This window comes from Pseudomonas sp. GW821-FHT07F05, from assembly GCF_059418765.1.
In genome coordinates this window covers 116,047-138,664 of sequence record NZ_JBWKQL010000007.1, presented here as the reverse complement: position 1 = coordinate 138,664, position 22,618 = coordinate 116,047, and the positions used below count along the sequence as shown (strand labels likewise).

19 protein-coding genes are annotated in these 22,618 nt (G+C 61.3%); 9 read left to right on the top strand and 10 right to left on the bottom strand.

All coding sequences use genetic code 11. From position 1 onward, the window contains the following. Window positions 1-14: 14 nt before the first annotated feature. The 8 genes from AC07RO_RS16290 to AC07RO_RS16255 all read right to left on the bottom strand — a co-directional run bounded on the left by AC07RO_RS16290 (window position 15) and on the right by AC07RO_RS16255 (window position 9,553). Window positions 15-1,757, bottom strand: coding sequence for an ABC transporter ATP-binding protein (locus AC07RO_RS16290; protein ID WP_495086554.1), 1,743 nt, complete (start codon window positions 1,755-1,757; stop codon window positions 15-17). Next, window positions 1,754-2,701 (bottom strand): acetamidase/formamidase family protein, encoded by a 948-nt coding sequence (locus AC07RO_RS16285; RefSeq protein WP_495086553.1) that lies wholly within the window; start codon window positions 2,699-2,701, stop codon window positions 1,754-1,756. Before AC07RO_RS16285 ends, AC07RO_RS16290 begins: the two co-directional genes overlap by 4 nt. A gap of 78 nt (window positions 2,702-2,779) precedes the next feature. Continuing rightward, window positions 2,780-4,387: an ABC transporter substrate-binding protein gene (locus AC07RO_RS16280; protein WP_346625767.1), complete on the bottom strand. Its 1,608-nt coding sequence runs from the start codon at window positions 4,385-4,387 to the stop codon at window positions 2,780-2,782. Between the two features lie 26 nt (window positions 4,388-4,413). Then, entirely contained in the window at window positions 4,414-5,340 is a 927-nt protein-coding gene (locus AC07RO_RS16275) for an ABC transporter permease (RefSeq protein ID WP_065988863.1), read from the bottom strand. Next, window positions 5,340-6,188: an ABC transporter permease gene (locus tag AC07RO_RS16270; protein WP_192172587.1), complete on the bottom strand. Its 849-nt coding sequence runs from the start codon at window positions 6,186-6,188 to the stop codon at window positions 5,340-5,342. Before AC07RO_RS16270 ends, AC07RO_RS16275 begins: the two co-directional genes overlap by 1 nt. Next, window positions 6,185-6,769, bottom strand: a complete 585-nt coding sequence (locus AC07RO_RS16265; protein WP_192172588.1) for an ANTAR domain-containing response regulator — start codon at window positions 6,767-6,769, stop codon at window positions 6,185-6,187. The genes AC07RO_RS16270 and AC07RO_RS16265 overlap by 4 nt, the downstream gene beginning before the upstream one ends. After that, on the bottom strand, window positions 6,766-7,926 hold the full coding sequence (locus AC07RO_RS16260) for a transporter substrate-binding protein (RefSeq protein ID WP_495086552.1): 1,161 nt from the start codon (window positions 7,924-7,926) through the stop codon (window positions 6,766-6,768). The genes AC07RO_RS16265 and AC07RO_RS16260 overlap by 4 nt, the downstream gene beginning before the upstream one ends. Before the next feature lie 460 nt (window positions 7,927-8,386). Beyond that, the gene (locus tag AC07RO_RS16255) at window positions 8,387-9,553 is read right to left on the bottom strand and encodes a YegJ family protein (RefSeq protein WP_495086551.1); all 1,167 of its coding nucleotides are present in this window, start codon (window positions 9,551-9,553) and stop codon (window positions 8,387-8,389) included. Between the two features lie 97 nt (window positions 9,554-9,650). Here AC07RO_RS16255 and gcvA point away from each other — a divergent pair, with 97 nt between their 5' ends. Both gcvA and AC07RO_RS16245 read left to right on the top strand, forming a co-directional pair. Beyond that, on the top strand, window positions 9,651-10,556 hold the full coding sequence (gene gcvA / locus AC07RO_RS16250) for a transcriptional regulator GcvA (protein WP_282368395.1): 906 nt from the start codon (window positions 9,651-9,653) through the stop codon (window positions 10,554-10,556). Between the two features lie 75 nt (window positions 10,557-10,631). Then, window positions 10,632-11,459, top strand: coding sequence for an EamA family transporter (locus AC07RO_RS16245; protein WP_495086550.1), 828 nt, complete (start codon window positions 10,632-10,634; stop codon window positions 11,457-11,459). Window positions 11,460-11,470: 11 nt separating this feature from the next. On the opposite strand, the gene AC07RO_RS16240 is transcribed toward AC07RO_RS16245, so the two are convergent. Both AC07RO_RS16240 and AC07RO_RS16235 read right to left on the bottom strand, forming a co-directional pair. Beyond that, a complete protein-coding gene (locus AC07RO_RS16240; RefSeq protein WP_192172597.1) occupies window positions 11,471-11,752 on the bottom strand; it encodes a hypothetical protein in 282 nt (93 codons plus the stop codon). Between the two features lie 178 nt (window positions 11,753-11,930). Continuing rightward, a complete protein-coding gene (locus AC07RO_RS16235) occupies window positions 11,931-12,449 on the bottom strand; it encodes an Hcp family type VI secretion system effector (protein ID WP_192172598.1) in 519 nt (172 codons plus the stop codon). A 681-nt stretch (window positions 12,450-13,130) separates the two neighbouring features. Between AC07RO_RS16235 and tssA the strand changes: the two genes are divergently transcribed. The 7 genes from tssA to tssH all read left to right on the top strand — a co-directional run bounded on the left by tssA (window position 13,131) and on the right by tssH (window position 22,615). Next, window positions 13,131-14,693: a type VI secretion system protein TssA gene (tssA, locus tag AC07RO_RS16230; protein WP_495086549.1), complete on the top strand. Its 1,563-nt coding sequence runs from the start codon at window positions 13,131-13,133 to the stop codon at window positions 14,691-14,693. A 26-nt stretch (window positions 14,694-14,719) separates the two neighbouring features. Then, a complete protein-coding gene (gene tssB, locus AC07RO_RS16225) occupies window positions 14,720-15,223 on the top strand; it encodes a type VI secretion system contractile sheath small subunit (RefSeq protein WP_192172600.1) in 504 nt (167 codons plus the stop codon). A gap of 25 nt (window positions 15,224-15,248) precedes the next feature. Further along, window positions 15,249-16,724 carry a type VI secretion system contractile sheath large subunit gene (tssC, locus tag AC07RO_RS16220; RefSeq protein ID WP_495086548.1) on the top strand — a complete coding sequence of 492 codons (1,476 nt, stop codon included), beginning with the start codon at window positions 15,249-15,251 and terminating at the stop codon, window positions 16,722-16,724. A gap of 13 nt (window positions 16,725-16,737) precedes the next feature. Beyond that, window positions 16,738-17,157: a type VI secretion system baseplate subunit TssE gene (gene tssE / locus AC07RO_RS16215; protein ID WP_495086547.1), complete on the top strand. Its 420-nt coding sequence runs from the start codon at window positions 16,738-16,740 to the stop codon at window positions 17,155-17,157. Between the two features lie 108 nt (window positions 17,158-17,265). After that, entirely contained in the window at window positions 17,266-19,053 is a 1,788-nt protein-coding gene (gene tssF, locus AC07RO_RS16210) for a type VI secretion system baseplate subunit TssF (RefSeq protein WP_495086546.1), read from the top strand. Continuing rightward, window positions 19,017-20,039: a type VI secretion system baseplate subunit TssG gene (tssG, locus tag AC07RO_RS16205; protein WP_495086545.1), complete on the top strand. Its 1,023-nt coding sequence runs from the start codon at window positions 19,017-19,019 to the stop codon at window positions 20,037-20,039. Before tssF ends, tssG begins: the two co-directional genes overlap by 37 nt. Beyond that, complete coding sequence (gene tssH / locus AC07RO_RS16200) at window positions 20,036-22,615, top strand: type VI secretion system ATPase TssH (RefSeq protein WP_495086544.1); 2,580 nt, start codon at window positions 20,036-20,038, stop codon at window positions 22,613-22,615. The genes tssG and tssH overlap by 4 nt, the downstream gene beginning before the upstream one ends. Window positions 22,616-22,618: the final 3 nt, after the last annotated feature.

Here is a 22,618-nt window from a genome sequence, read left to right as displayed (position 1 = left end):
GGTCACTGCTGTTATCACTCCACCGCGACCCAGTGATCTGCCGCCACCGCCGAAAACCGCTGCACCGGCGCGACGAAGTCCTTTGTCTTGATCGGATCGGGCCGTTCCAGCTCCTTGAGCAAGCTCTTGAAATCCCGGCGCCGGCCCACTTCCGGCACCGGCACTGCCGCCAGCAAACGTCGGGTGTAAGGATGCTGCGGGTTGTGCAGCACCTGATCACGGGCGCCGATTTCGACGATGCGGCCGCCATACATCACTGCCACGCGGTGACAGATGCGTTCGACCACGGCCATGTCGTGGGAGATGAACAGGTAGCTCAGCCCATGCTCGGCGCGCAGCCGTTCCAGCAGCTCCAGCACTTGAGCCTGAACCGAAACGTCCAGCGCCGAGACCGATTCGTCCGCGATGATCACTTTGGGATTCAGTGCCAATGCCCGGGCGATGCAGATCCGCTGGCGTTGCCCACCGGAAAACTGATGGGGATAGCGTTCAAGGGTGTCCCGTGGCAGGTCGACCTGCTGCAGCAGCTGCGCCACGCGCTCACGCCGCTGGGATTCGGGCATCTTGTCGTGAATCAGCAGCGGCTCGCCCACCAGATCGAACACGGTCTTGCGCGGATTGAGCGCCGCATACGGGTCCTGGAACACCATCTGCACGTCGCGGCGCACCCGCTGCAACGCGTCACCCTGCAAACCGTTGAGTTCCTGCCCGAGCAATTTGACGCTGCCCTGGTAGCTGAGCATGTTCATCAGGGCTTTGCCGGTGGTGGATTTGCCGCAGCCGCTTTCGCCGACCAGCCCTAGGGTTTCGCCCTGACGCAGCTCGAAACTCACGCCCTCGACCGCATGCACCGTGCGCGGCGTTTCGAACCAGCCGTGGCGCAGAGGAAAGCGCACGCTAAGGTCCTTGACGGCGAGCACCACCGGCTGTTCCTTCATGACATCAGGCGGCGGCGCGCTGCCCAGTACCGGCACCGCGGCCAATAATTTGCGCGTGTAAGGCGCTTGCGCGTCGGTGAACACCTGGTGCAACGATCCGCGCTCTTCCATGCGGCCCTGATTCATCACCACCACTTCATCGGCCATTTCGGCGACCACGCCCATGTCGTGGGTGATGAGTAAAAGGCTGGTCGCGAACTGCTGCTGCAACTCGCGCATCAGCTCAAGAATCTGCGCCTGAATCGTCACATCGAGCGCGGTGGTGGGCTCGTCGGCGATGAGGATTTCCGGCTGACAGAGCATCGCCATGGCGATCATCACCCGCTGGCGCATGCCGCCCGATAACTCATGGGGGTACTGGGTCAGGCGTTTGTCGACCTGGGGCATGCGCACGGCGTCGAGCATGGCCCGGCAGCGCTGGTGAATCTCGCTGCGACTCAACGCCTCATGCCGGCGCAGGGTTTCCGCCAGTTGTTGGCCAACAGTCAGCAGCGGGTTCAGCGACGTCATTGGCTCCTGAAAAATCATGCCGATGCGTTTGCCGCGCAGGCGTTGCAGCTCTCGCTCCGGCAGGCTCAGCAGGTCGCGGTTATCGAACAGGATCGCGCCACCGGGGACGCTGGCCGCCTTGGGCAGCAGGCCCATGATCGCCAGGGACGACAGCGATTTGCCGCTGCCCGATTCGCCGGCGATGCACAGGGTGCGGCGCGGATACAGGGCGAAACTCAACTCATCGACCACCCGACGCCGTGACGCGCCGCCACCGACGTCGATGCTCAGCCGCTCCACCGACAGACTCGGCTGCTCGGCTGGCTTCACTGGAACACCACTTTCGGAAAGTAGAACGACACCACCCAGTTCGGCAGGTCGACGATTTCGCTGATGCGCAGATCGCCGCACACCGAGCACAGCATGTAGGCCTGCTCCGCCGGCATGCGGTGCTCGCGGCACAGCCAGTCGATGGTGTTGGCGACGGCCTGGCGGGCGGCTTGCATCAGGTCCGGGCCGATGCCGGTGAAGGCCTCATAGCCGGCGCTGTCCAGGTGCCCCGTCACTGGGCCGGGGGTGCTGAAACGCGGCGTGGCCAAGGGGGTTTGCTTGATCAGGTCGAGCTTGACCACCACGTCCATGGCGCTCTCGATGGCGGTACCGCAGACCTCGCCATCGCCTTGGGCCGCGTGGGTGTCGCCGAGGGAAAACAGCGCGCCGGCGACTTCCACCGGCAGGTACAAGATGCTGCCGGCCGCCAGGTCGCGGATGTCCAGATTGCCGCCGACCCGACGCGGCGGCACGATGGAATGCAGCCCGGCCTCGGCCGGCGCCACGCCGACGGTGCCGGCGAACGGCTTGAGCGGCACTTTGGCGAAATCACCGAAGGCGGCGGGGGCGAGGGTCTGCGTGTCGTAGTGCCACAGCGCTAACGCAGGCGCCTGAAACTGATCGGCGAGCAGGCCGAAGCCGGGAATGTTGGCGGTCCAGCCGAAGCCGCCGGGCTTGTAGCTGTCCAGGGTGATTTTCAGGATGTCACCGGGCTCGGCACCCTCGACGTAGATCGGTCCGGTGACCGGATTGATCTGGTCGAAGGGCATGACGCTGACGTCGGCCACTTGCGATTGCGCAGTGAAATAGCCGTTGGACGAATCCCGGCAGTTCATCTGCAAGGTGGTGCCGGGCGCCACGCGCTCGACCGGGGTAAAGCTGTGGTCCCAGCCGAAGTGGCTGTTGACGCTGTGAATGGTCTTGACCAGGCAGTTCTGGCACATGGGTGCGGTCCTCGTTGCTAAGGGGCAGGGCGTGATGGCCTGTGACCCGGCGTCTACCGGGAACAGGCCAGCGCGAGATCACTTCACCCAGATGTAGTCATAGTTGACCGGCACGTGGACCGGGTCGACGTACAGCGCGTCGTCGCCACCCATGCGCTTGGAACGCACGGTGAAGCGTTGCTCGTTGAAGATCGGCACCCACGGCGCATCGGCCATGGCGTCGGTGAAGATCTTCTTCCATGCCTCGGTGCGCTCGGCCTGTTGTTCCGGGCGTGCCATGGCGTCGGCTTTGGCGGCGCGTTCATCCAGCGCCTTGTTGCAATACAACGACCAGTTCCAGCCGCCTTCGACCGCTCCGGTGCACCCGAGAATCGGGCCGTAGAAGTTCGACGGATCCGGGAAGTCGGCGATCCAGGCCATGCCGCCGGACCACACCATCGGCGCCTGATCTTTGGAGCTGCCCGCGGCAATTACATTGGCCTGGGCCAGGGATTTGATCTGCACGCGGATGCCGACCTTGGCCAGGTCCTGCTGGATCGACTGGGCGATGCGCGGTTGCGGGTCGGTGTTCATCACGTACAGCTCGGTGTCGAAACCCTTGGCCAGACCGGCGTCGGCCAGCAGTTTTTTCGCACCTTCGACGTCGTAGGGCAGGCCCTTGTATTGCGTGTCATAACCGGGCATCGCCGGCGGCAGCGGCTGGTTGGCCGGCACTGCGCGCCCGTTGATAATGCGCACGATGCGTTCCTTGCTGATGGCCATGTTGATGGCTTGGCGCACCTTGAGATTGTCGAACGGCGGCAGGGTGGTTTTCAGCGTCACGTAGCCGGTTTGCAGCTGATTGCCGGTGACCAGCAATTGTTTGGAGGCCGGGTCGTTCTTGAACTGCAGGAACTGCGCAGGCGGCACGCCGTCGCCGGCAATGTCCACTTCGCCCTTGTTCAGGCGCAGCAGCGCAACGGTCGGGTCCTGGCCGATTTCGAAGGTGATCTTGTCGACGTAGGGCAGGCCCTTCTGGAAGTAATTCGGGTTCTTCACCAGTTCGAGCTTCTGCCCCAGTTTCCACTCGGCCAGGCTGAACGCGCCGCTGCCCACCGGGTGTTTGCCGAAGTCGGCGCCCCATTGCTCCACCGCTTCCTTGGGCACCACCGAGGCGAAGTTGATGGCCATGATGTGCAGGAAGGTCGCGTTCGGTGCGCTCAGCGTGATGGTCAGGTGTTGGTCGTCGACCACCTTGATGCCGCTGAGGGTGGTGGTCTTGCCGCCGGTTACGTCTTCATAACCGACGATGGAGCTGAAGAAACCGGCGCCCGGGCTCTGGGTTTTCGGGTTGACGGTGCGCTCCAGGGAGTACTTGACGTCATTGGCGACCAGCTCACGGCCGTTCTGGAATTTCACGCCCTTGACCAGGGTGAAGCTGTACACCAGACCGTCGGGGGAAATGCTGTAGTCCTCGGCGAGGCTTTTCACCAGCTCGGTGGTGCCCGGCTTGTAGTCCATCAGGCGGCCGAACAGGCTTTTGATCATCGACCAGTTCTGCCAGTCGTAGCCAATCGCCGGGTCCAGCGTCGCGACATCGTTCTGGTAGGTCACCACCACATCGCCGCCGCTTTTCGGCGTGTCGGCCCACAGTGGCGTGGTAAACAGCGTGGCCGCCACGGCCAGGGTCAGCGCGTTGATCTTCATTGTTGTGCCCCGTTGTGTTGATGGATTCAGTGCTGCTTGATGTCGATGCGCGGGTCCACCAGGGGGATCACCAGATCCGCCAGCAGGTTGCCCAGCACGATGGCCACCGCCGACAGCGTGGTGACGCCGACGATGACCGGGATGTCGACTTGCTGGATCGACTGCCAGGCGAGCTGACCGATGCCCGGCCAGCCGAACACCGACTCGACCACCACCAGCCCCCCCATGAACACGCCGATGTCGATGCCGATCATCGGGATCACCGGCACGATCGCGTTGGGCAGCACGTGCACGAACACGATCCGCGCCCGGCTCAGGCCCTTGGCCCGTGCCGTGCGGATGAAATCCTGATGCAGCACTTCGATCATCGACGAGCGGACCATGCGCGAATACCAGCCGCTGCCGAGCAGCCCGAGGGTCAGCGCCGGCAGCATCAAATGGCTGGCGCCGCCATAGCCCCCCAGCGGGAACCAGCCCAGTTGCACGGCGAAGAAGTACAGGAACAGCATGGCGGCGATGAATTGCGGCGCCGACACGCCGACGAAGGAAAACGCCATGAGCAGCTTGTCGGCGAAGCTGTCGCGTTTGAGCGCCGCGAGCATGCCCAGGCTGATGCCGATCAACAGCTCGAAGCCGATGCCTGCGGCCATGAGTTCCAGCGAAGGCCGCAGTCGCGCGCCGATCAGTTCACTCACGGCGGTGCGCTGGATGTAGGAGCGTCCAAGGTCGCCGTGGAGCAGGTTGCCCAGGTAACTCAGGTATTGCTGATAGAAGGGCAGGTCCAGCCCCAGTTGCGCCCGAATCGCCGCGACCACTTCAGGGGTTGCGCTGCGCCCGGCGATCTGCCGCGCCGGGTCGGCAGGCAGCAGGAACAGCAACAGGTAGGTGATGAAGGTCACGCCGAGCAGAATCAGCAGCGCGTAACCGACCCGGCGGCAAATGAACGGCAGCATCAGCGACGCCCCTTGAGTGTGGGGTCGAGTTCGTCGCGCAGGGCGTCGCCGACCAGGTTGAACGCCAGAGACAAGAGGATGATCGCCGCGCCCGGAATGAATACCAGCCAAGGCGCGGAGGTGAAGTACGTCTGGCTCTCGAAAATGATGTTGCCCCAGCTCGGCGTCGGTGGCTGCACGCCCACGCCCAGGTACGACAAGGTGGCTTCCAGCAAAACGGTGGTGGAAATGCCCAGCGTCGCCCACACCAGAATGGTCGGCAGCAGATGGGGCAACAGATGGGAGAACAGGATGCGCAGGGAACTGGCGCCGAGGGTGCGCTCCACGGCGACGAAATCACGCGCACTCAGGGCCACGGTTTCGGCATAGATCACCCGGGCGATCTGCACCCAGTTGACCATCGCAATGACCATGGCAACGATCCACACGCTGGGCTGGAAAATCGCCGACAGGGCAATCGCCAGCAGCAGGGCGGGGAAGGCCATCATCAGATCGGTCAGGCGCATCAACGCGCTGCCGAGCCAGCCGCGCACAAAGCCTGCGGTCAGGCCCACCAGTGTGCCGATCAGCACCGCCAGCCCGTTGGCCAGCACGCCAATGAACAGCGAGGTGCGCGCGCCGAAAATCAACCGCGACAGCAGGTCCCGGCCGAGCAGGTCGGTGCCCATCCAGTACGGCGTCGCCGGGGCCATCGGTGCGCCTTCCAGGGTCAGGCCTTCGACGAATTGCTCGTCCGGGTCGAAGGGGCTTATCCACGGGGCCAGCGCCGCGAGCAGCACCACGGTGACGATAAACAGCAGCGAAACCGCCACGGCCGGTCGACGCAAGAGGGCCTTGAGGGTGTTCATGCGCGGTCCTCGTCCCGCGCCGCGAGGAGGTCGACGCACAGCGTTTCGATCGGCCGGTTGAGCTGCATCGACAGACTGCGCAAACGCTCGTAAGCCGTCGCCTCGTTGATGCGCTGGGTCACCATCAAGCGCGCCAGGGCCTGGGCCATGAGCGGACGCAGTGCCAGGCGCTGTTGCAAATCGTTGAGCCGTTCGGCATCGGCGCGCTGCCGCTCGCGCAATCCCACCGCCATCATTAGCGTGGTGTACACCGAGCCCTGGCTGATGGGTTTGTTGAGCAATGCCGTGGCGCCAAGCTGCAGCGCGCGCTGGATCTGCGACAGGGTTTCGTGGGCCGTCAGCGCAACGATGGGAATGCTGGCCGCATTCAGCGCCTCAACGGCGAGGGGGCTGGCGAAATGTTCGATTTCAAGGATCGCCGCGAAACAGCCTTGGGTGTCACACGGTCCATCGTGATCCAGTGCTTGCGAGTGGATACCCAGGCGTTGAAGGCTCTTGCCCAGATTGGCCTGACTGCGTTCATCGCAGTCGATCAGCAGCAAGTGACCCTGGTCGAAAGCAGGAAAGGCGCGTGTGTTCATTTGACGATCCTCAAGCGCGGTGCCGGGGTGGCGTGTCGGCCGACCCCATCGGCGTGTACATCCGTAACAGTGAGATAAGGGTCGGCGGCAATGGGGTGAGGCGCCGACTGCACCACTTCAAAGCGACCCCCGCGCAGTTCGGCAATATGACTGGCAAGGGCGCTGTGATGGTTGCGCGCCGACAGACTGACGGTGCCGAGCACGCTGGCAACCGGGTGGCTGTAAAGGTGCTCGCAAATCGCCTTGGGCGATGCATCCTCGCTGGCGTGCAAAGCGTCGGCGAACACCCTCAACGCCGTGTAAGCGCTGGTGTAATAATGCGAGCAGGTGCGCGGGCCATGGCGTTGCTGACCCTCGCAAAACGCGGGGTTCAGCGTTTCAAAAAACGGCCCGCAGGACAGCAGCCGCAGCGCCTGCATCGGGCCGACCCCATCGAGCTCCGCTTCGGTCAGGTTGCAGCTGAGCACCGGCAGGCGCAGGCCTTGGCGCTCGCAGGCCCGATCCAGTTGCTGCAGAAACCCGTAGGACGATTCCCCCACCAGGTTGTTGAGCACGAAGGCCGGTGAGTCCTGAATGAGCCCTTCGATCAGCGTGTCGAAGCCAGTCGCGCCCAGGTGCCAGTACTTTTCCCCGAGCACTTCGGCGCCGTTGGCTTCCAGCACTTCCCGGGCAATGCGGTTGCTTTCCCAGCCCCAGACGTAGTTGGAGCCGAGCAGAAACGCCCGCCGACCGAACTGGCTCAGGGCGTAGCGCAGCAACGGCAACAGCGTCTGGTTCGGGCATCCGCCGAGGTACAACACGTTCTCGCTGCTTTCGTAGCCTTCGTACGGGCTCGAATACCAGAGCAGCGCACCGTGCTGGTCCAGGTCCGGGATGATTTCCTTGCGGCTCGCCGACAGCGTGGTGCCGAAGATGTGCCGGACGCCCGCACCCAGCAGCTGCGCGACGCCACTGCTGTAGGCGGCCGGATCGCCTTGGGGGTCCACGCAAATGGCCTCCAGTTGCACGCGGCGCCGGGTGTCGGCGTTGACTTCGGCCAGCGCGTCCTGCAAACCGAGCAAGGCACTGCGGCCCATGCGCCGGTAGGTGCCTTCGGTCGAGAGCAGGAAGCCGACGTGAACGGTGGGACGCAGGTCGGGAGTCAAAAAGTTCGGCATGGACAGCATCCATAAAAAAAGCCCGATCAACCGGTAGGGGTCGATCAGGCTTCGATACCTGGCGCATTCGAGGCGCGTATGTGGACGAGACTTAAGGACCGGGGTCCGGCTTGCCGTTTATTTTGACCATGAAATAAGCGTGCCAAGTAAATACCGCCCGTATTGATGGCCTTCGCTGGCAGTGGTCTGTACAGCATTGCTCCGCAGTGGGGCGCTCGGTGATGAAGAGCCTCAAAGGGGAGCAGGGCGGATGCGGTGTGGCACCTGACGCCTTCCCGGCTGAAGCCGGTCCTATATCCCGGCCAGACCCGGACCCGTAGAAAGGGCGTGCAGCCTGCTCAGGCGTTCAATCGAGCTTTCATGAAATCAATGAACGCGCGCAGCTTCCGTGAGACGTGGGTAGGGCTCCGCTCGATGTCACAGGCGGTATGGTTTTTTAGGTGTCGGTCGCGCCACGTCACTACCGATGACTGATGAGGTAGCTGCCTAAATAATCATGCAGCACAAGGCCAAGCCCCATGACGCCGATCATCGCCACCAGATCCAGCACGCGGCTGCTTCCCGCTTTCGGGGTGCGCAGGCGCAATCGGTAGTACCAGGGGCCCATGCCCGCCAAGCCGAAACCGAGTATCAGCAACGCAGCCGCATAGTTGATCGGGCCCGGGATCTGGTTGCTAAGACCGGCGGCCGCCGCGCGTACGGGTTCGATCACCAAGTAATAAAGCCATGCGAGCGCCGCCGCAATCAGCGCCAGGCCGATTGGCCAGACAGGAAAACCTCCGGACTCGACCGGACCCTGGTAGTCGGTGTCCTTTCCCTCAAGCAGATCCACGATTCGGGGCCATCCTGCGGCGCGTGCCAGCGCCAGCGAGGTCTGGCCGTTGCAGTTGGATGTGAGCGGATCTGCACCGTGGCGCAGCAGTGCACGAACCACCGTGTCATTGCCCGCCAGCACTTCGCGGTGCAGGAGCAGCCATCCGCCGGCGTCCGGTTCCCGGATCACTTCCGGATGCTGGCGCAATCCTTCTTCGACCTGGTCGCGCATGTTCAGCGCCATCGGGTGCTCGCTACGTTCCAGGGCGGCGAGGGTCTGTCGATCTTGCGCACGGTCCAGATTCCGGGACAGCAGTCGCGGCGTCTGGCCTTCTTCAGCGGGCACCACTTCAACGCTGCCGGCTTTTCCGAAATCCAGGCCCCAGGCCCGGTCATGGGCGTCGCGCTCCTCGGTGGACATCCCGCTGCGCAGCGCATCGACCGTGAAGCCGCCGTAGACATGCCCGCCGCGGACGTACATCCAGTCGTTGAGGGCCGCCAGCGGCAGCGTCACCGGGTCGGACGCCTTCAGTGAGGTGAACCAGCGAGGTTCATTTTTCAGCACACCGCTGATGGACTCCCCGTCAAACTCGATGTCGGTGACCCACATGTTTTCGACGGCAGGGATGTCGGGGTCGTCGGCGTCCAGCACGAAAGACATTTTGACCGCCGCAATGTCCAGGCTTTTGACGATTCTGCGTGCCTCCCAAGACAGCTCGCGCCAGAAGAACTTGAAGGTGGCCTGAGCGCTGGCGACCGCCGCCTTGAGTTCGTCGCTCTCGCCTTTCACGCTGTAAATGATCTGTCCGGTCATAAGTGAGTCGTTCCCTCTGTCAATCTGCATAATGTTCTACCATGAGCCATCATTCATGGTGTGTGCGGCTTCGTTCACGCCCCTGAGGCCTGATGAGATGAGAGATCTGCCACCCACCGCCACCTTGCGCGCCTTCGAAGTCGCCACCCGTCACGGGACGTTTACCTCCGCGTCCGAGGAGCTGCACGTTACCCAAAGTGCGGTCAGTCACCAATTAAAACATCTGGAAGACATCTGGGGCGTGCAGCTGTTTCAGCGCGGCAAGACGTTGAGCCTGACGCCGGCGGGTGCGGCCCTGGCGCCGATCGTGCGGACGTTTTTCATGAACCTGGAGGCCACGCTTGCGGACCTTCGTGAAGAGAACGGCCGCGTCAGGCTCAAGGTCAGCACGACCTATTCCTATGCGCTGAAATGGCTGTTGCCGCGCTTGCCCAATCTGTCCCAGTTGCACCCGGAAATCCTCGTCACGCTGGACAGCACCGACACCGCCATCAAGTTTGCCAGCGGCGATCCCGACGTCGCGATCCGTCTGGGTGGCGGTAACTACCCCGCGCTGCACTCGGAGTTTCTGTTCAGGGAACACATTTTTCCCGTGGCGAGCCCTGACTTGCTCAAGCGCTTCGGCATGCCCCGGGAGCCGGCCGAGTTGTTGCGCTATCCGCTGCTCGCCAGGGACGGTTCGGATCTGGTGCCAAAATGGGAAGTCTGGTTCCAGAACATCGGCCTGGGCGTGACTTCGCTGAAGGAAAGCGTGCGTTTTCCCGACACCAACATGACTGTGGAAGCGGCTTTGTTAGGGCAGGGCATCGCCCTCGTTCGCAGTGGGCATGTGGAAAAAGAGGTGCGCGACGGCAGTTTGATCAGGCTGTTCGACGTGCCGTTTCCCTCACCGGTGGCCTACTACTTCGTTTGCCCGAAAGGGGTCGAAACCCAGCCACACGTGGCCAGTTTTCGCGATTGGCTGCTCGATGAGTCGACAGCGGCGGGGAAGACCTACGGCTGAGGCATGAGTATTTGCTCATGGCTGGATGAAGAAACGTCGCTTTTGTTTCCCGGCGTCGACTGACTACTATCGGGCATGCCTACTCACATCATCCTGCTAATCCTCTTCGCCGCGTTGCTGCACGCCAGCTGGAATGCCTTGCTGCGCGGCGGTGGCGACAAACTCTGGTCGATGACCGTCATGTGCGTGGCGGTGGCCATCGTCAGCATTGCCGGGGCGCTGTTCATGGACGCCCCGGCGCCGGAGAGCTGGCCTTACGCGGTGCTCTCGGCGCTGCTGCATATCGGCTACAACCTGTTTCTGGTACGTACTTACCGCAGCGGCGACCTCGGGCAAACCTATCCGATCTCACGGGGTTCATCGCCGGTGCTGATCACGCTGTGTGCGTCGATATTTGCGGGGGAGGTGGTCGAGACCGGCGCGATGATCGGCATCGCACTGGTGTCAGCGGGGATTATTTCTCATGCGTTCAAGGGCCGGAAACTGGACATGACCAGCCTCCCTTATGCGCTGGGCACCGGGTGTTTCATCGCGGCCTATAGCGTGACGGACGGCATCGGCGGGCGTCTGTCCGGCGCGCCGATGGCGTACACCGCCTGGATGTGCGCCCTGTGGGGCGTAATGATGCCGATCACTTATATCTGTCTGCGGGACGCACGCAGTCTATTGACGGTCCGGCCCGGTTTGGTCGCCTCGTTGGGCGGAGGTGTGGTGTCGCTGCTCGCTTACGGCATCGTCATTTATGCGATGACCCTTGCGCCCATGGGAGCGGTGTCGGCTCTGCGTGAAACCAGCGTGCTGTTTGCCGCCTTGCTCGGGTATCTGTTTTTGGGCGAGTCGCTGACCGTGCGCAAGATCCTTGCGTGCGTGGTCATTGCGGCCGGCACGATCATCATTGGCTGAGCGGCGCATGGTTACTTGCGCAGCTTCGGTTTGACCGCCTTCAACCGCGCAATGGCGAGGTTGTGCAGGTATTGGCGTACGGCGTCGTGATGCTCGACGCTGACGTGATAGCTGTCCAGCAGTCCCAGCAAATACCCCTCGGCCATGGCGTGGTAACGCGACACGCTTTCCCGAGTGTCACTGGTGTTGAGCCGGGCAATCAGCTCGCCGATCCGGGCGTAGTGCTCATGTGAGAACCAGTCCTGCTGAGGCGCAGAGCCTGCGTCATCGGTCAGGGGCGTGTGCAGATTCATTGAGCCTCCAGGCAAGCACAGCGGTCGCGGGCTGAAAAGACGCGGGAGTAGTTTGCTGCTAGATCCCACGAACATGGGGTTGGACAGCGCATCTGCCGCAAAATCCGCTAGCCCGCGCCGCAAAGGCTCAGAAATCCCGGCCAGTATTACCAGCCGGGATTTTGATGGTCAGCTGAACTTAGCCAACAACCGGGGAGCGCCAGTCATCGGAGCCCGAAGTGCCGCAGACTTCGTGGGTCCAGGTGATCTTGCGGTAGGTGAACTCCACGTCTTCCAGATGGGTGAAGTGGGCATTCGACGGGTCCTGACAGTTATGCATGTAGTCCTTGATGTCGACGATAATCGCGTCCTCGAGTTTGGTGGTGTAGTAATGCTCCTGTGTGCCCGCTGCCGAGGTGCGATACCACTGGATGGTGATTTCGGTCAGGCGTTCGCCCGAGGTCAACGCTGCCAGCAACAGGGGCGAAGACTTGTCGAACACTTTGGTGATCTTGACCGGCTTGTGAACACGCTGACCGGTTGGCTGCCCTGACTGTGGGTCGCGCGGAATGATCATTTCATGTTGAAACCCTTGCACCATGACCTGATCTTCATGACCTTCCTGGAACGTGTTGCCGACCGAGTCTGCGGTGAACGCGCCCGCGGTGATCAGGCCCTGTTTGGTGCCTGTGATGGACATATATGCTGGTGTCGCCATGAAAATGCTCCTTGCCTCATAAATTAAAATACCCGCCAGCGAATTTGCCTGGCGGGCAAAAGTGTTATTTCAAGCATCGTGCCAAGTAAGGGTTGGTTCATGTTAAACATCGGTCTGGTGGGCGTTTAACGGTTCACTGCCATCTATCGAACGACTTTGTGGCGTAAATCTGCGCAAGAAGTTGCGCAGTGCTGCGCAACTTCTTGCTCACTTACCTGCAGGGTCCGCTCTATAGGGGCTGGCCAGTATCATTCAGTGATTTATCGGTGGAGAAGTGCGCAGTTTTTTGCGCATGGAGGCCTCATGCCATTGCTCGGCGCGGATGATTGCAGACTGTCTGAGGAAGAACGCGCGCCCCCTTGCAGCTGTTGCATGATCGCGATTTCCCGGTCCTGAACGCTGGACAGGATATTTCCCGCCGCCTTAGCAACGAGAGAAAGAAGATGTATGAAAGAAGTTACCCTGAGTCTCGTATATTCGAAGAAACTTCCTACAACATGAGTGGGGTTATCGCGTTTATAGAGGGCTTGATAGTGTTATTCGCGCTGAGTATTATTCCCGGCCTCTGAAGGGTAGATGTTTTGTTACATGTCGGCCGCACAACTAGTCCTTATTCTAATTCCGTTAGGCCCGCCAATTTAATTGTCTAAAATCGGCGCGGTTTTACACTGAAGATCTCGAATGTCTTATTCAACTCCACTGTCCGATCATTATCTTGAAAGTGCTCAAGCCTCTATCTCCACAGAGAGCTTCGCGGGCGAAGACGTTCGTTTTTCAAACGAATACGAGGCGCTGGAAAGCGAGGTTAATAAAGCTCAATCCATGCACGAAACGGTTCAGATCGACTGGCAGAAGGTGCGTGAACAAAGTGAGCACCTGCTTCGCACCCAATCCAAAGATCTTCGCGTCGCCGCCTGGCTTGCGTGGGCCTTGTATCAGCGCGAATCCTTCCAAGGGCTGTTGGCAGGACTAGGGCTTATTCACCATCTTTGCGTGTGCCATTGGGTTGAAGTACATCCCGTCAAGATTCGCACCCGCTCCGCAGCCATCGGCTGGCTGCTTCCCCGCCTTGAGCACGTGCTTTTTGATCACGTCGCAATCAAGGCGCATTTACCGCTGTTCAGTCGCCTCGTCGAGATCCTCGAAGACCTTGATGCGGTGTTTACCCAGCACATGGGCGACGACGCACCTTTGCTGTTGCCGATCTCCCGGCGTTTGAAAAATATGGCCCAACGGGTAACTGACAACCTGCCCGACGCCGGTGTCGTTGGGGGCGCTGACGCGCCAGCCAAGCCGCCTCCTGCACCGTCATTCCTCTCACCGATGCTGATTGACAGCGAGAAAGACGCGCACAAGTCACTGCGACTTCAGCAGGACAGCGCACGCTCGTTGTGTGCCTGGTGGCTCAAGCAAAAAGCCAGCGACCTGCGCGCGTTGCGCCTCAACCGAACATTGCTGTGGCTGCCAATCGAGGCATTGCCAGAGCGCAACTCAGAGCACATCACAGCGCTGCGCGGGCTTCCGGCAGACAAGCTCAAGTGCTATCGAGACCAATACGATCAGGGCAACTACGCCGATCTGCTGGTCGAGCTGGAGGCGAGTCTGGCAAAGGCGCCGTTCTGGTTCGATGGCCAGCAAATGGCCTGGGAGTGTCTGCACGCGCTGAACGCCGAGCTGGCAATGCGCGAGGTAGAAATTCAATTCGCGCTCTTGATTCAGCGGCTGCCGGAGGTCATCGAGCTGCGTTTTCACGACGGCACGCCGTTTGCGGATCCAGCGACTCGCGCCTGGATCAGTGCCACCGTCATGCCTCGGCTGCAGGCCGCCAGTACGCCTCGCAGAGTCGAAACCGCTGATAACCAGCCAGCCTGGGAGGCCGCCCTGGAAAGCGCGGTCTCGGTGTTGCGCGATAAAGGCCTCAAAGCTGCTGTACAGCTGCTCAAGCAAGGCCTGCACAGCGCTCAGCGCGGGCGTGCACGATTTTTCTGGCAATTCGCCCTGGCGCGGTTGTGCTTCACCGCCAGGAAATACGAACTCGCCAAGACCCAACTCGAAACCCTCGACTTGACGCTGGAGGACTCAGGCATCAATGCCTGGGAGCCTGATCTTGCGCTGGAAGTGCTGGCGCTCTTGCACAGCTGTTTCGAATTGGTTCCTCAGGTTCCCGGGGCCCGGGAGCGCAAGGAAGAGGTTTATCGCAGGCTCTGCCACCTCGACCTCGAAGTCGTACTTGAACAGGCCTAAGGGCCCTAATTACCAGGAGAACGGCCATGGCCAAAGAAGGATCGGTAGCCCCCAAAGAACGCATCAATGTCACGTTCAAACCCGCTACGGGTGGTGCGCAGGAAGAGATTGAGCTGCCGCTGAAGCTGCTCGCAATCGGTGATTACACCCTGCGCAAAGACGAGCGAAAAGTCGAAGAGCGCAAGCCGATCAGCATCGACAAGATGACGTTCGACGAGGTACTGGCCAAGCAGGCTCTGAGCCTCACGCTGAGCGTGCCAAACCGTCTGCAAGAGGATGAAGGCAATGAAGAGCTGGCGGTGCAACTGCACGTCAAATCGATGAAGGACTTCAATCCCGCCTCGCTGGTGGACCAGGTACCCGAACTGAAAAAACTCATGGAACTGCGCGACGCCCTGGTGGCGCTCAAAGGACCGCTGGGTAACGCGCCTGCTTTCCGCAAGGCCATCGAAAGCGTCCTCGCCGATGACGAGTCACGCGGTCGCGTGCTCGGCGAGCTGGGTTTGAATGCCGCCGCCCAGGACACCTGAGTCCACCCGCCAAGGAGCCAACACCATGAGTACTACACCATCGCAGCAGCACAGCAGAGAGTCCGGCGAGTTCAGCATTCTCGACAGCATCATCGCCGAAACACGTTTGCCTCGAGATGAGGATGCCTATGGCATCGCCAAGCGCGGCGTGTCGGCGTTTATCGAAGAGCTGCTCAAACCGCAAAATGCGGGTGAGCCGGTCAAGAAGGCAATGGTTGACCGCATGATTGCCGAGATCGATGCCAAGCTCGGCCGCCAGATGGATGAAATTCTGCACCACCCGGCCTTCCAGTCTCTGGAGTCGTCATGGCGTGGGTTGCAGTTGCTGGTCGAACGGACCGACTTCCGCGAGAACATCAAGATCGAAATCCTCAACGTGTCCAAAGAGGACCTGCTTGAAGATTTTGAAGATTCACCCGAAGTCATGCAGGCCGGCCTCTACAAACATATCTACACCGCCGAGTACGGTCAGTTCGGTGGGCAGCCTGTGGGGGCGATCATCGCCAACTACTTCATGTCCCCAAGCTCGCCGGACGTGAAACTGATGCAGTACGTTTCCAGCGTCGCCTGCATGTCCCACGCGCCGTTCATTGCCGCCGCCGGTCCCAGGTTCTTTGGCCTGGAAAGCTTCACCGGCCTGCCAGACCTGAAAGATCTGAAGGATCATTTCGAGGGCCCGCAGTTCGCCAAATGGCAGAGCTTCCGTCAGTCGGAAGACGCTCGTTACGTGGGCCTGACGGTGCCGCGCTTCCTGCTGCGCAACCCGTACGACCCGGAAGAGAACCCGGTCAAGTCGTTCGTCTACAAGGAAACCGTTGCCAATAGCCATGAGCACTATCTGTGGGGCAACACGGCGTACGCCTTCGGTACGAAGCTGACCGACAGCTTCGCCAAATTCCGCTGGTGCCCGAACATCATCGGCCCGCAGAGCGGTGGTGCAGTCGAGGATTTACCGCTGCACCACTTCGAAAGCATGGGTGAAATCGAAACCAAGATCCCTACCGAGGTACTGGTCAGTGATCGGCGTGAATACGAGCTGGCGGAGGAGGGGTTCATCTCCCTGACCATGCGCAAGGGCTCGGACAACGCGGCGTTCTTCTCCGCAAGCTCAGTACAAAAGCCGAAGTTTTTCGGCACCAGCGCGGAAGGCAAGGCCGCGGAGCTGAACTACAAACTCGGCACCCAGCTGCCGTACATGATGCTCGTCAACCGCCTTGCTCACTATTTGAAAGTTCTGCAACGGGAGCAACTGGGGTCCTGGAAAGAACGCACCGACCTCGAACTGGAACTGAACAAGTGGATACGTCAGTACGTTGCCGACCAGGAAAATCCAAGCGCCGAAGTCCGTGGTCGTCGTCCTCTGCGTGCCGCGCAGATCACCGTCAGTGACGTAGAGGGCGAGCCCGGCTGGTATCGCGTCAGCCTGAACGTGCGCCCGCATTTCAAATACATGGGCGCCGACTTCACCCTGTCGCTGGTGGGCAAGCTGGACAAAGAGTGAAGGGCTTGAAGACATGACTGGATACGGCAGCCTCTTTGAACGCCTGGGTGGCGATGCAGAAAAGCGCGTCGGCTGGAGCCGCGAAGACGCTGCGACGGCGTCGGTGGCTGCCCATCTTGCCAAGATGCTCAGCACCCGGGCGGGCAGCGTACAAACGCTTTCCGATTACGGGCTGCCGGATCTCAATGACATGCGCTTGAGCCTTCATGACGCGTTAACGAAAGCGCGGCTCGCTATCGAGGTCTTCATCGAAACCTACGAGCCACGCCTGAGCAGTGTCCAGGTCATCGCGCTGCCCCATGACAACGATCAGCTTCGGCTCGCCTTCAGTATTGAAGGGTTGCTGGAGGTGGAGGGTTTCAAGCGTCAGGTCTCGTTCGCCGCACGCCTGGAGGGTGGCGGTCAGGTACAGGTCAATCACAGGAAATGCTGATGTCAGGACGCCACTGCACGTGGCTTTACCTGATGACATAAGGGCTAGCAGGCAGGTTTCCCGCAACGCCCACCCTTGAACCAAACAGCTCCGCTCGAAGGTAACACCATGTCCTTTAACCACTACTACCAAAGCGAACTCACGGCGCTTCGCCAGTTGGGCCGCCGATTCGCCGAGCGCAGCCCGGCATTGGCGCCTTTTCTGGGGCAGGCCGGGCGGGATCCGGATGTAGAGCGGTTGCTGGAGGGTTTTGCGTTTCTGACGGGGCGCCTGCGGCAGAAGCTCGATGATGAGCTGCCCGAGCTCAGCCATTCGCTGATGCAGCTGCTGTGGCCCAATTACATGCAGCCGCTGCCGGCTTTCAGCATCCTCCAGTTTGACCCGTTGAAGCTGGCAGGGCCTGCGTTGAGGGTGGAGCGGGATACGCCGGTGGACAGCCTGCCGGTCGATGGCGTGCAGTGCCGCTTTCGCACCTGCTACCCAACCGATGTCCAGGCGCTGGATCTGGTAGACCTGACGTACTCGGTCAAGGGCGACGGCGCGCTGTTGAGCTTGCGGCTGGAACTGAGCGGCGAAGGCCATTTGGGTGAGTTGGACCTGAGCCGTTTGCGCCTGCATTTTGCGGGCGAGCGCTACATCAGCCAGACGCTCTATCTGAGCCTTCTGCGCAATCTGGAGAGCATCGAGCTGGTGCCTTTGGACGGAGACGGCAAGCCTATACCCGGCGTCAACGGCATGCCCATGGCATTCAGAATGCCTGGCGATCGTATCCAGCCCGTGGGGTTTGCCGAAGACGAGGCGCTGATTCCGTACCCGCTGAACACCTTCCGCGGTTATCGCTACCTGCAGGAATACTTCGCCTTTCAGGACAAGTTTCTATTCGTGGACGTGGAGGGCCTGGAGCTGCTCGCTGCGCTGGCGGAAGACACGCTCAAACAAATACGCGGGCTTGAGTTGCGATTCGACATTCGCAAAGGCGGGGTCCAGCGCCTGCGACCGACACTGGACAACGTCAAGCTCCATTGCACGCCCATCGTGAACCTGTTCAAGCACGATGCCACGCCGATCCGCCTTGAGGGCAAACAGGACGAGTACCTGTTGATGCCGGCGCTCTACGCCATGGAAAACTGTGGCGTGTTTTCGATCGAGTCGGTGATTGGCTGGACGCCCGGTGGCCTGGGTTACGAGGCCTACGTGCCGTTCGAATCCTTCGAGCATGACCCCAGCTTCGATGTGCCGAACCGCCGTCCGCATTACAGCATCCGTCAGCGTTCATCGTCGTTGCACGACGGCCTCGACACCTACCTGAGCTTCGGCATCCGTCACACCGAAGCCTCTGAAACGTTGTCGATCGAGATGATGTGCACCAACCAGAACCTGCCGCGCAGGCTCAAGCTTGGCGACATCTGCATCGCCTGCGAACAGACACCTGAGTTTCTGACCTTCCGCAATATCACCCCGGCCACACCCAGTTATGCGCCGCCGCTGAATCGAGACTTCCTGTGGAAGCTGATCAGCAATATGTCGCTTAACTACCTGTCCCTCGCGGACGTAAACGCCTTGAAGGTGATCCTCGAAACCTACGACCTGCCGCGCTATTACGACCCGCATGCTGAAAAGGTCAGCAAGCGCCTGCTGGGCGGACTCAAGTCGATCAGGCACCAGCATGTCGACCGGCTGCACAGAGGGCTGCCAGTACGCGGGTTGCGCACCGAGCTGACCATCGACCCGCAAGGCTATATCGGCGAGGGCGACGTGTTTGTGTTCGCCTCCGTTCTCAACGAGTTTTTTGCACTTTACGCCAGCCTCAATTCGTATCACGAGCTGCGCGTAAAAAGCACACAAGGAGAGGTATACCAATGGACACCCCGTATGGGCCTGCAGCCCCTGCTTTGAGCGGGCTGACCCGCGGCATACGCGAATACTCGCTGTTTCAGGTCGTGTTGCTGGTCATCGACAGACTGCGCACTGCACACCCGCGTCTGAGCGATGACGACTTGTATGACCAGCTGGAATTCCAGGCCAACCCGAGCCTTGGCTTTCCGGGCAGCGATGTGGACCGCGTGGAGTTTTTTGAAGAATCCGGGCTGATGCGTGCACGCCTGCGCTTCAACCTCCTGGGGCTTGTCGGGTCTGGATCACCCTTGCCTGCGTTCTATAGCGAGCAAGCCCTGGGTGACGGTGAGGGGGGCAATCCGACCCGCCAGTTCCTCGATCTTTTCCACCATCGCCTCCATCGGCTGATGCTGCCGATCTGGAAGAAATACCGCTACCACGCCCGTTTTGAAAGCGGCGCGATCGATCCGTTTTCGTCGCAGTTGTTCGCGCTGATCGGACTGGGCAGCGAAGAGATTCGAAGCGCACGGGAGTTGAACTGGAAGCGACTGCTGCCTTACTTGGGTTTGCTCAGCCTGCGCGCTCACTCGGCAGCACTGATCGAGGCGGTGCTGCGGTACTACTTCAAACACGCAGAGCTGACGATCGAGCAATGCATGGAGCGCCGCGTGGACATTCTCGAAGAGCAGCGCAACAGCCTTGGCCGGGCCAACACCCAGCTAGGCGAGGATTTGGTGCTCGGCGAACACGTTCGGGACCGCAGTGGCAAGTTCCGTATTCATATCCGAGAGCTTGGCTGGCAGCGCTTTCACGAGTTCCTGCCGATCGGCGCGGGTTACCAACCGCTGTGCGCATTGGTGCGATTCACGCTGCGTGACCCGCTTGATTACGACGTTCGCCTGGCGCTGCGTCGTGAAGAAATTCGCGAACTGCGCCTGGCGGGACAGAACGCGTGTCGACTGGGATGGACCAGCTGGCTGGGCCGAGAACGCGCGGACGGCGTGGTGACCCTGGGGAGCAAATCATTAAGGACAGCCCAACGATGACTAACGTCAATCTGCAACAACTTATCCGGGCGCTCGACCCCGAAAGCCGACGCGACCTGGAGCACGCTGCCGGACGCTGTGTGGGAAGGGGCGGCAGCAAGGTCCTCGTCGAAGACCTGTTGCTGTGCTTGCTGGAACGCCCGCAGGGCCTTCTTTCCCGCGCACTCCAGGATGCCGATATAGACGCCGGTGAACTCGGCGCGGTGCTGCAGGCGCGGATGGAAGACAGCGCCTCGCGTAGCCCGGTGTTTGCGCCGGAACTGGTGCAGTGGCTGCAGGATGCGTTGCTGGTCGCCAGCCTAGAATTGAGTCAGACCCTGGTCGATCAAGGGGCGTTGGTGCTCGCGCTGTTGCGCAACCCCGAGCGTTACGCAGGCAGCCGCTATCAGGCATTACTCGCCCGGCTGAATACCGAGCGACTGAAAGCATTCGCCTTGTCGCAGAAGGAGCATTCCGACTCGGGCAAACACGGTACGGCCGGCGAGTCATTGCTGATGCGCTTTACCCATAACCTCACCCAACAGGCCCGAGACGGCAAACTTGACCCGGTGCTGTGCCGTGACGAGGCCATTCGGCAAATGGTGGATATTCTCGCTCGCCGACGGAAAAACAATCCGATCCTTGTGGGGGAGGCAGGTGTCGGCAAGACGGCTGTCGTTGAAGGGCTGGCGTTGCGCATCGTCGCGGGGGAAGTGCCGCAGGCCATAAAGGGCGTTGAAGTGCTTTCGCTGGACATGGGGCTGTTACAGGCCGGCGCCAGCGTCAAAGGCGAGTTCGAGCGGCGCCTCAAGGGCGTGATCGACGAGGTCAAGGCGTCGACCAGCCCGATCATACTATTCATCGACGAGGCCCATACCCTGGTCGGCGCCGGCGGTGATGCAGGGGGTTCCGATGCGGCCAACCTGCTCAAGCCTGCCCTGGCACGCGGCGAACTGCGCACTATCGCGGCGACCACCTGGACCGAGTACAAAAAATACATCGAAAAGGACCCGGCACTGGCCCGTCGCTTTCAGCCAGTGCGGCTGCACGAACCGACCGTCGATGAGGCGGTGACCATTCTGCGGGGCCTCGCTCACGTCTACGAGGGAAGCCACGGCATCTATTTGCGTGACGATGCGGTGGTGGCGGCCGCGGAGTTGTCCGCTCGCTATCTCGCCGGGCGCCAGTTGCCGGACAAGGCCGTCGATGTACTCGACACGGCGTGCGCGCGCGTTCGCATCAGCCTCGCCGCTGCGCCGCAATGCCTTGAGCGTCTGCGCAGCGAACTGGCCGAAGGCAGCCGCCAGCATCAGGCGCTGCGTCGTGACGCCGAAGCCGGTCTGCCCATCGATCATCCGGCACTGGATGCATTGGAAAACCGTTTGCGCGCTGCGGATGAAGAAAGCCTCGCTCTCGAAACGCTCTGGTTGGAACAGAAAGGATTGGCCGAGCGCCTGCTGGACTTTCGTCAGCAACTGGCGCAGGCCCGTGATGCCGACGACACACACAGCATCGAAGTCCTGCAAGCCGCCCTCCACGAGACTCACAGGACGTTGACCCAGGCCCAGGCCAAAGAAAGGCTGGTGAGCTTTGAAGTCTGCCCGCGTCTTGTCGCCGAAGTGATTAGCGCCTGGACCGGGGTGCCCGTGGCGCAATTGGCGCGAGAGCACAACGCCAGAATCGCCAGCTTTTCAACTGACCTGCGCACCCGCATTCGCGGTCAGGGGCAAGCGGTCCACGCTCTTGATCGTTCGATGCGCGCTAATGCAGCCGGCCTGAACAAACCTGATGCACCCGTGGGTGTGTTCCTGCTGGTCGGGCCGAGTGGTGTCGGCAAGACTGAAACCGCGCTGGCGCTCGCCGATTTGCTCTACGGCGGCGAGCGGTTCATCACCACCATCAACATGTCCGAGTTTCAGGAGAAGCACACCGTCTCGCGTCTGATTGGCGCGCCGCCTGGCTACGTGGGTTACGGCGAAGGTGGCATGCTCACCGAAGCGGTGCGGCAGAAGCCGTACTCCGTGGTGCTGCTCGATGAAGTCGAAAAAGCTGACCCAGACGTCCTGAACCTGTTCTATCAAATCTTCGACAAGGGCGTGGCCAACGACGGGGAAGGGCGGGAGATCAACTTTCGCAATACGCTCATCCTGATGACCTCGAACCTTGGAAGCGACCTCATCAGTCACCTCTGCGCCGACGGCGCGCGTCCCTCCGCGCAGGTGCTTGAGGAGCATATTCATCCGGTTCTCGCGCAACATTTCAAACCGGCGCTGCTCGCACGCATGCGCGTCGTCCCGTACTACCCGGTGAGCGGGTCGGTGCTGCGTGAGCTGATCGAGATCAAATTGCGCAGTCTGGGCGAGCGCTTGAACCGTCGCCAGCTGACGTTCACCTTTTCCGAGGCGCTGGTCGATCAACTGGCTGAACGCTGCAGCCAAGGCGACAGTGGCGCACGTCTGATCGACCACTTGCTGGAGCTTCACGTTCTGCCCCGGGTGGCTGACCGGCTGCTCGACGCCATGGCCGCAGGCCAGCGTCTCACCTCTGTGCACGCAACGCTTGATGCTGAAGCCGCCGTGACCTGCGAGTTTGCCTGAGGT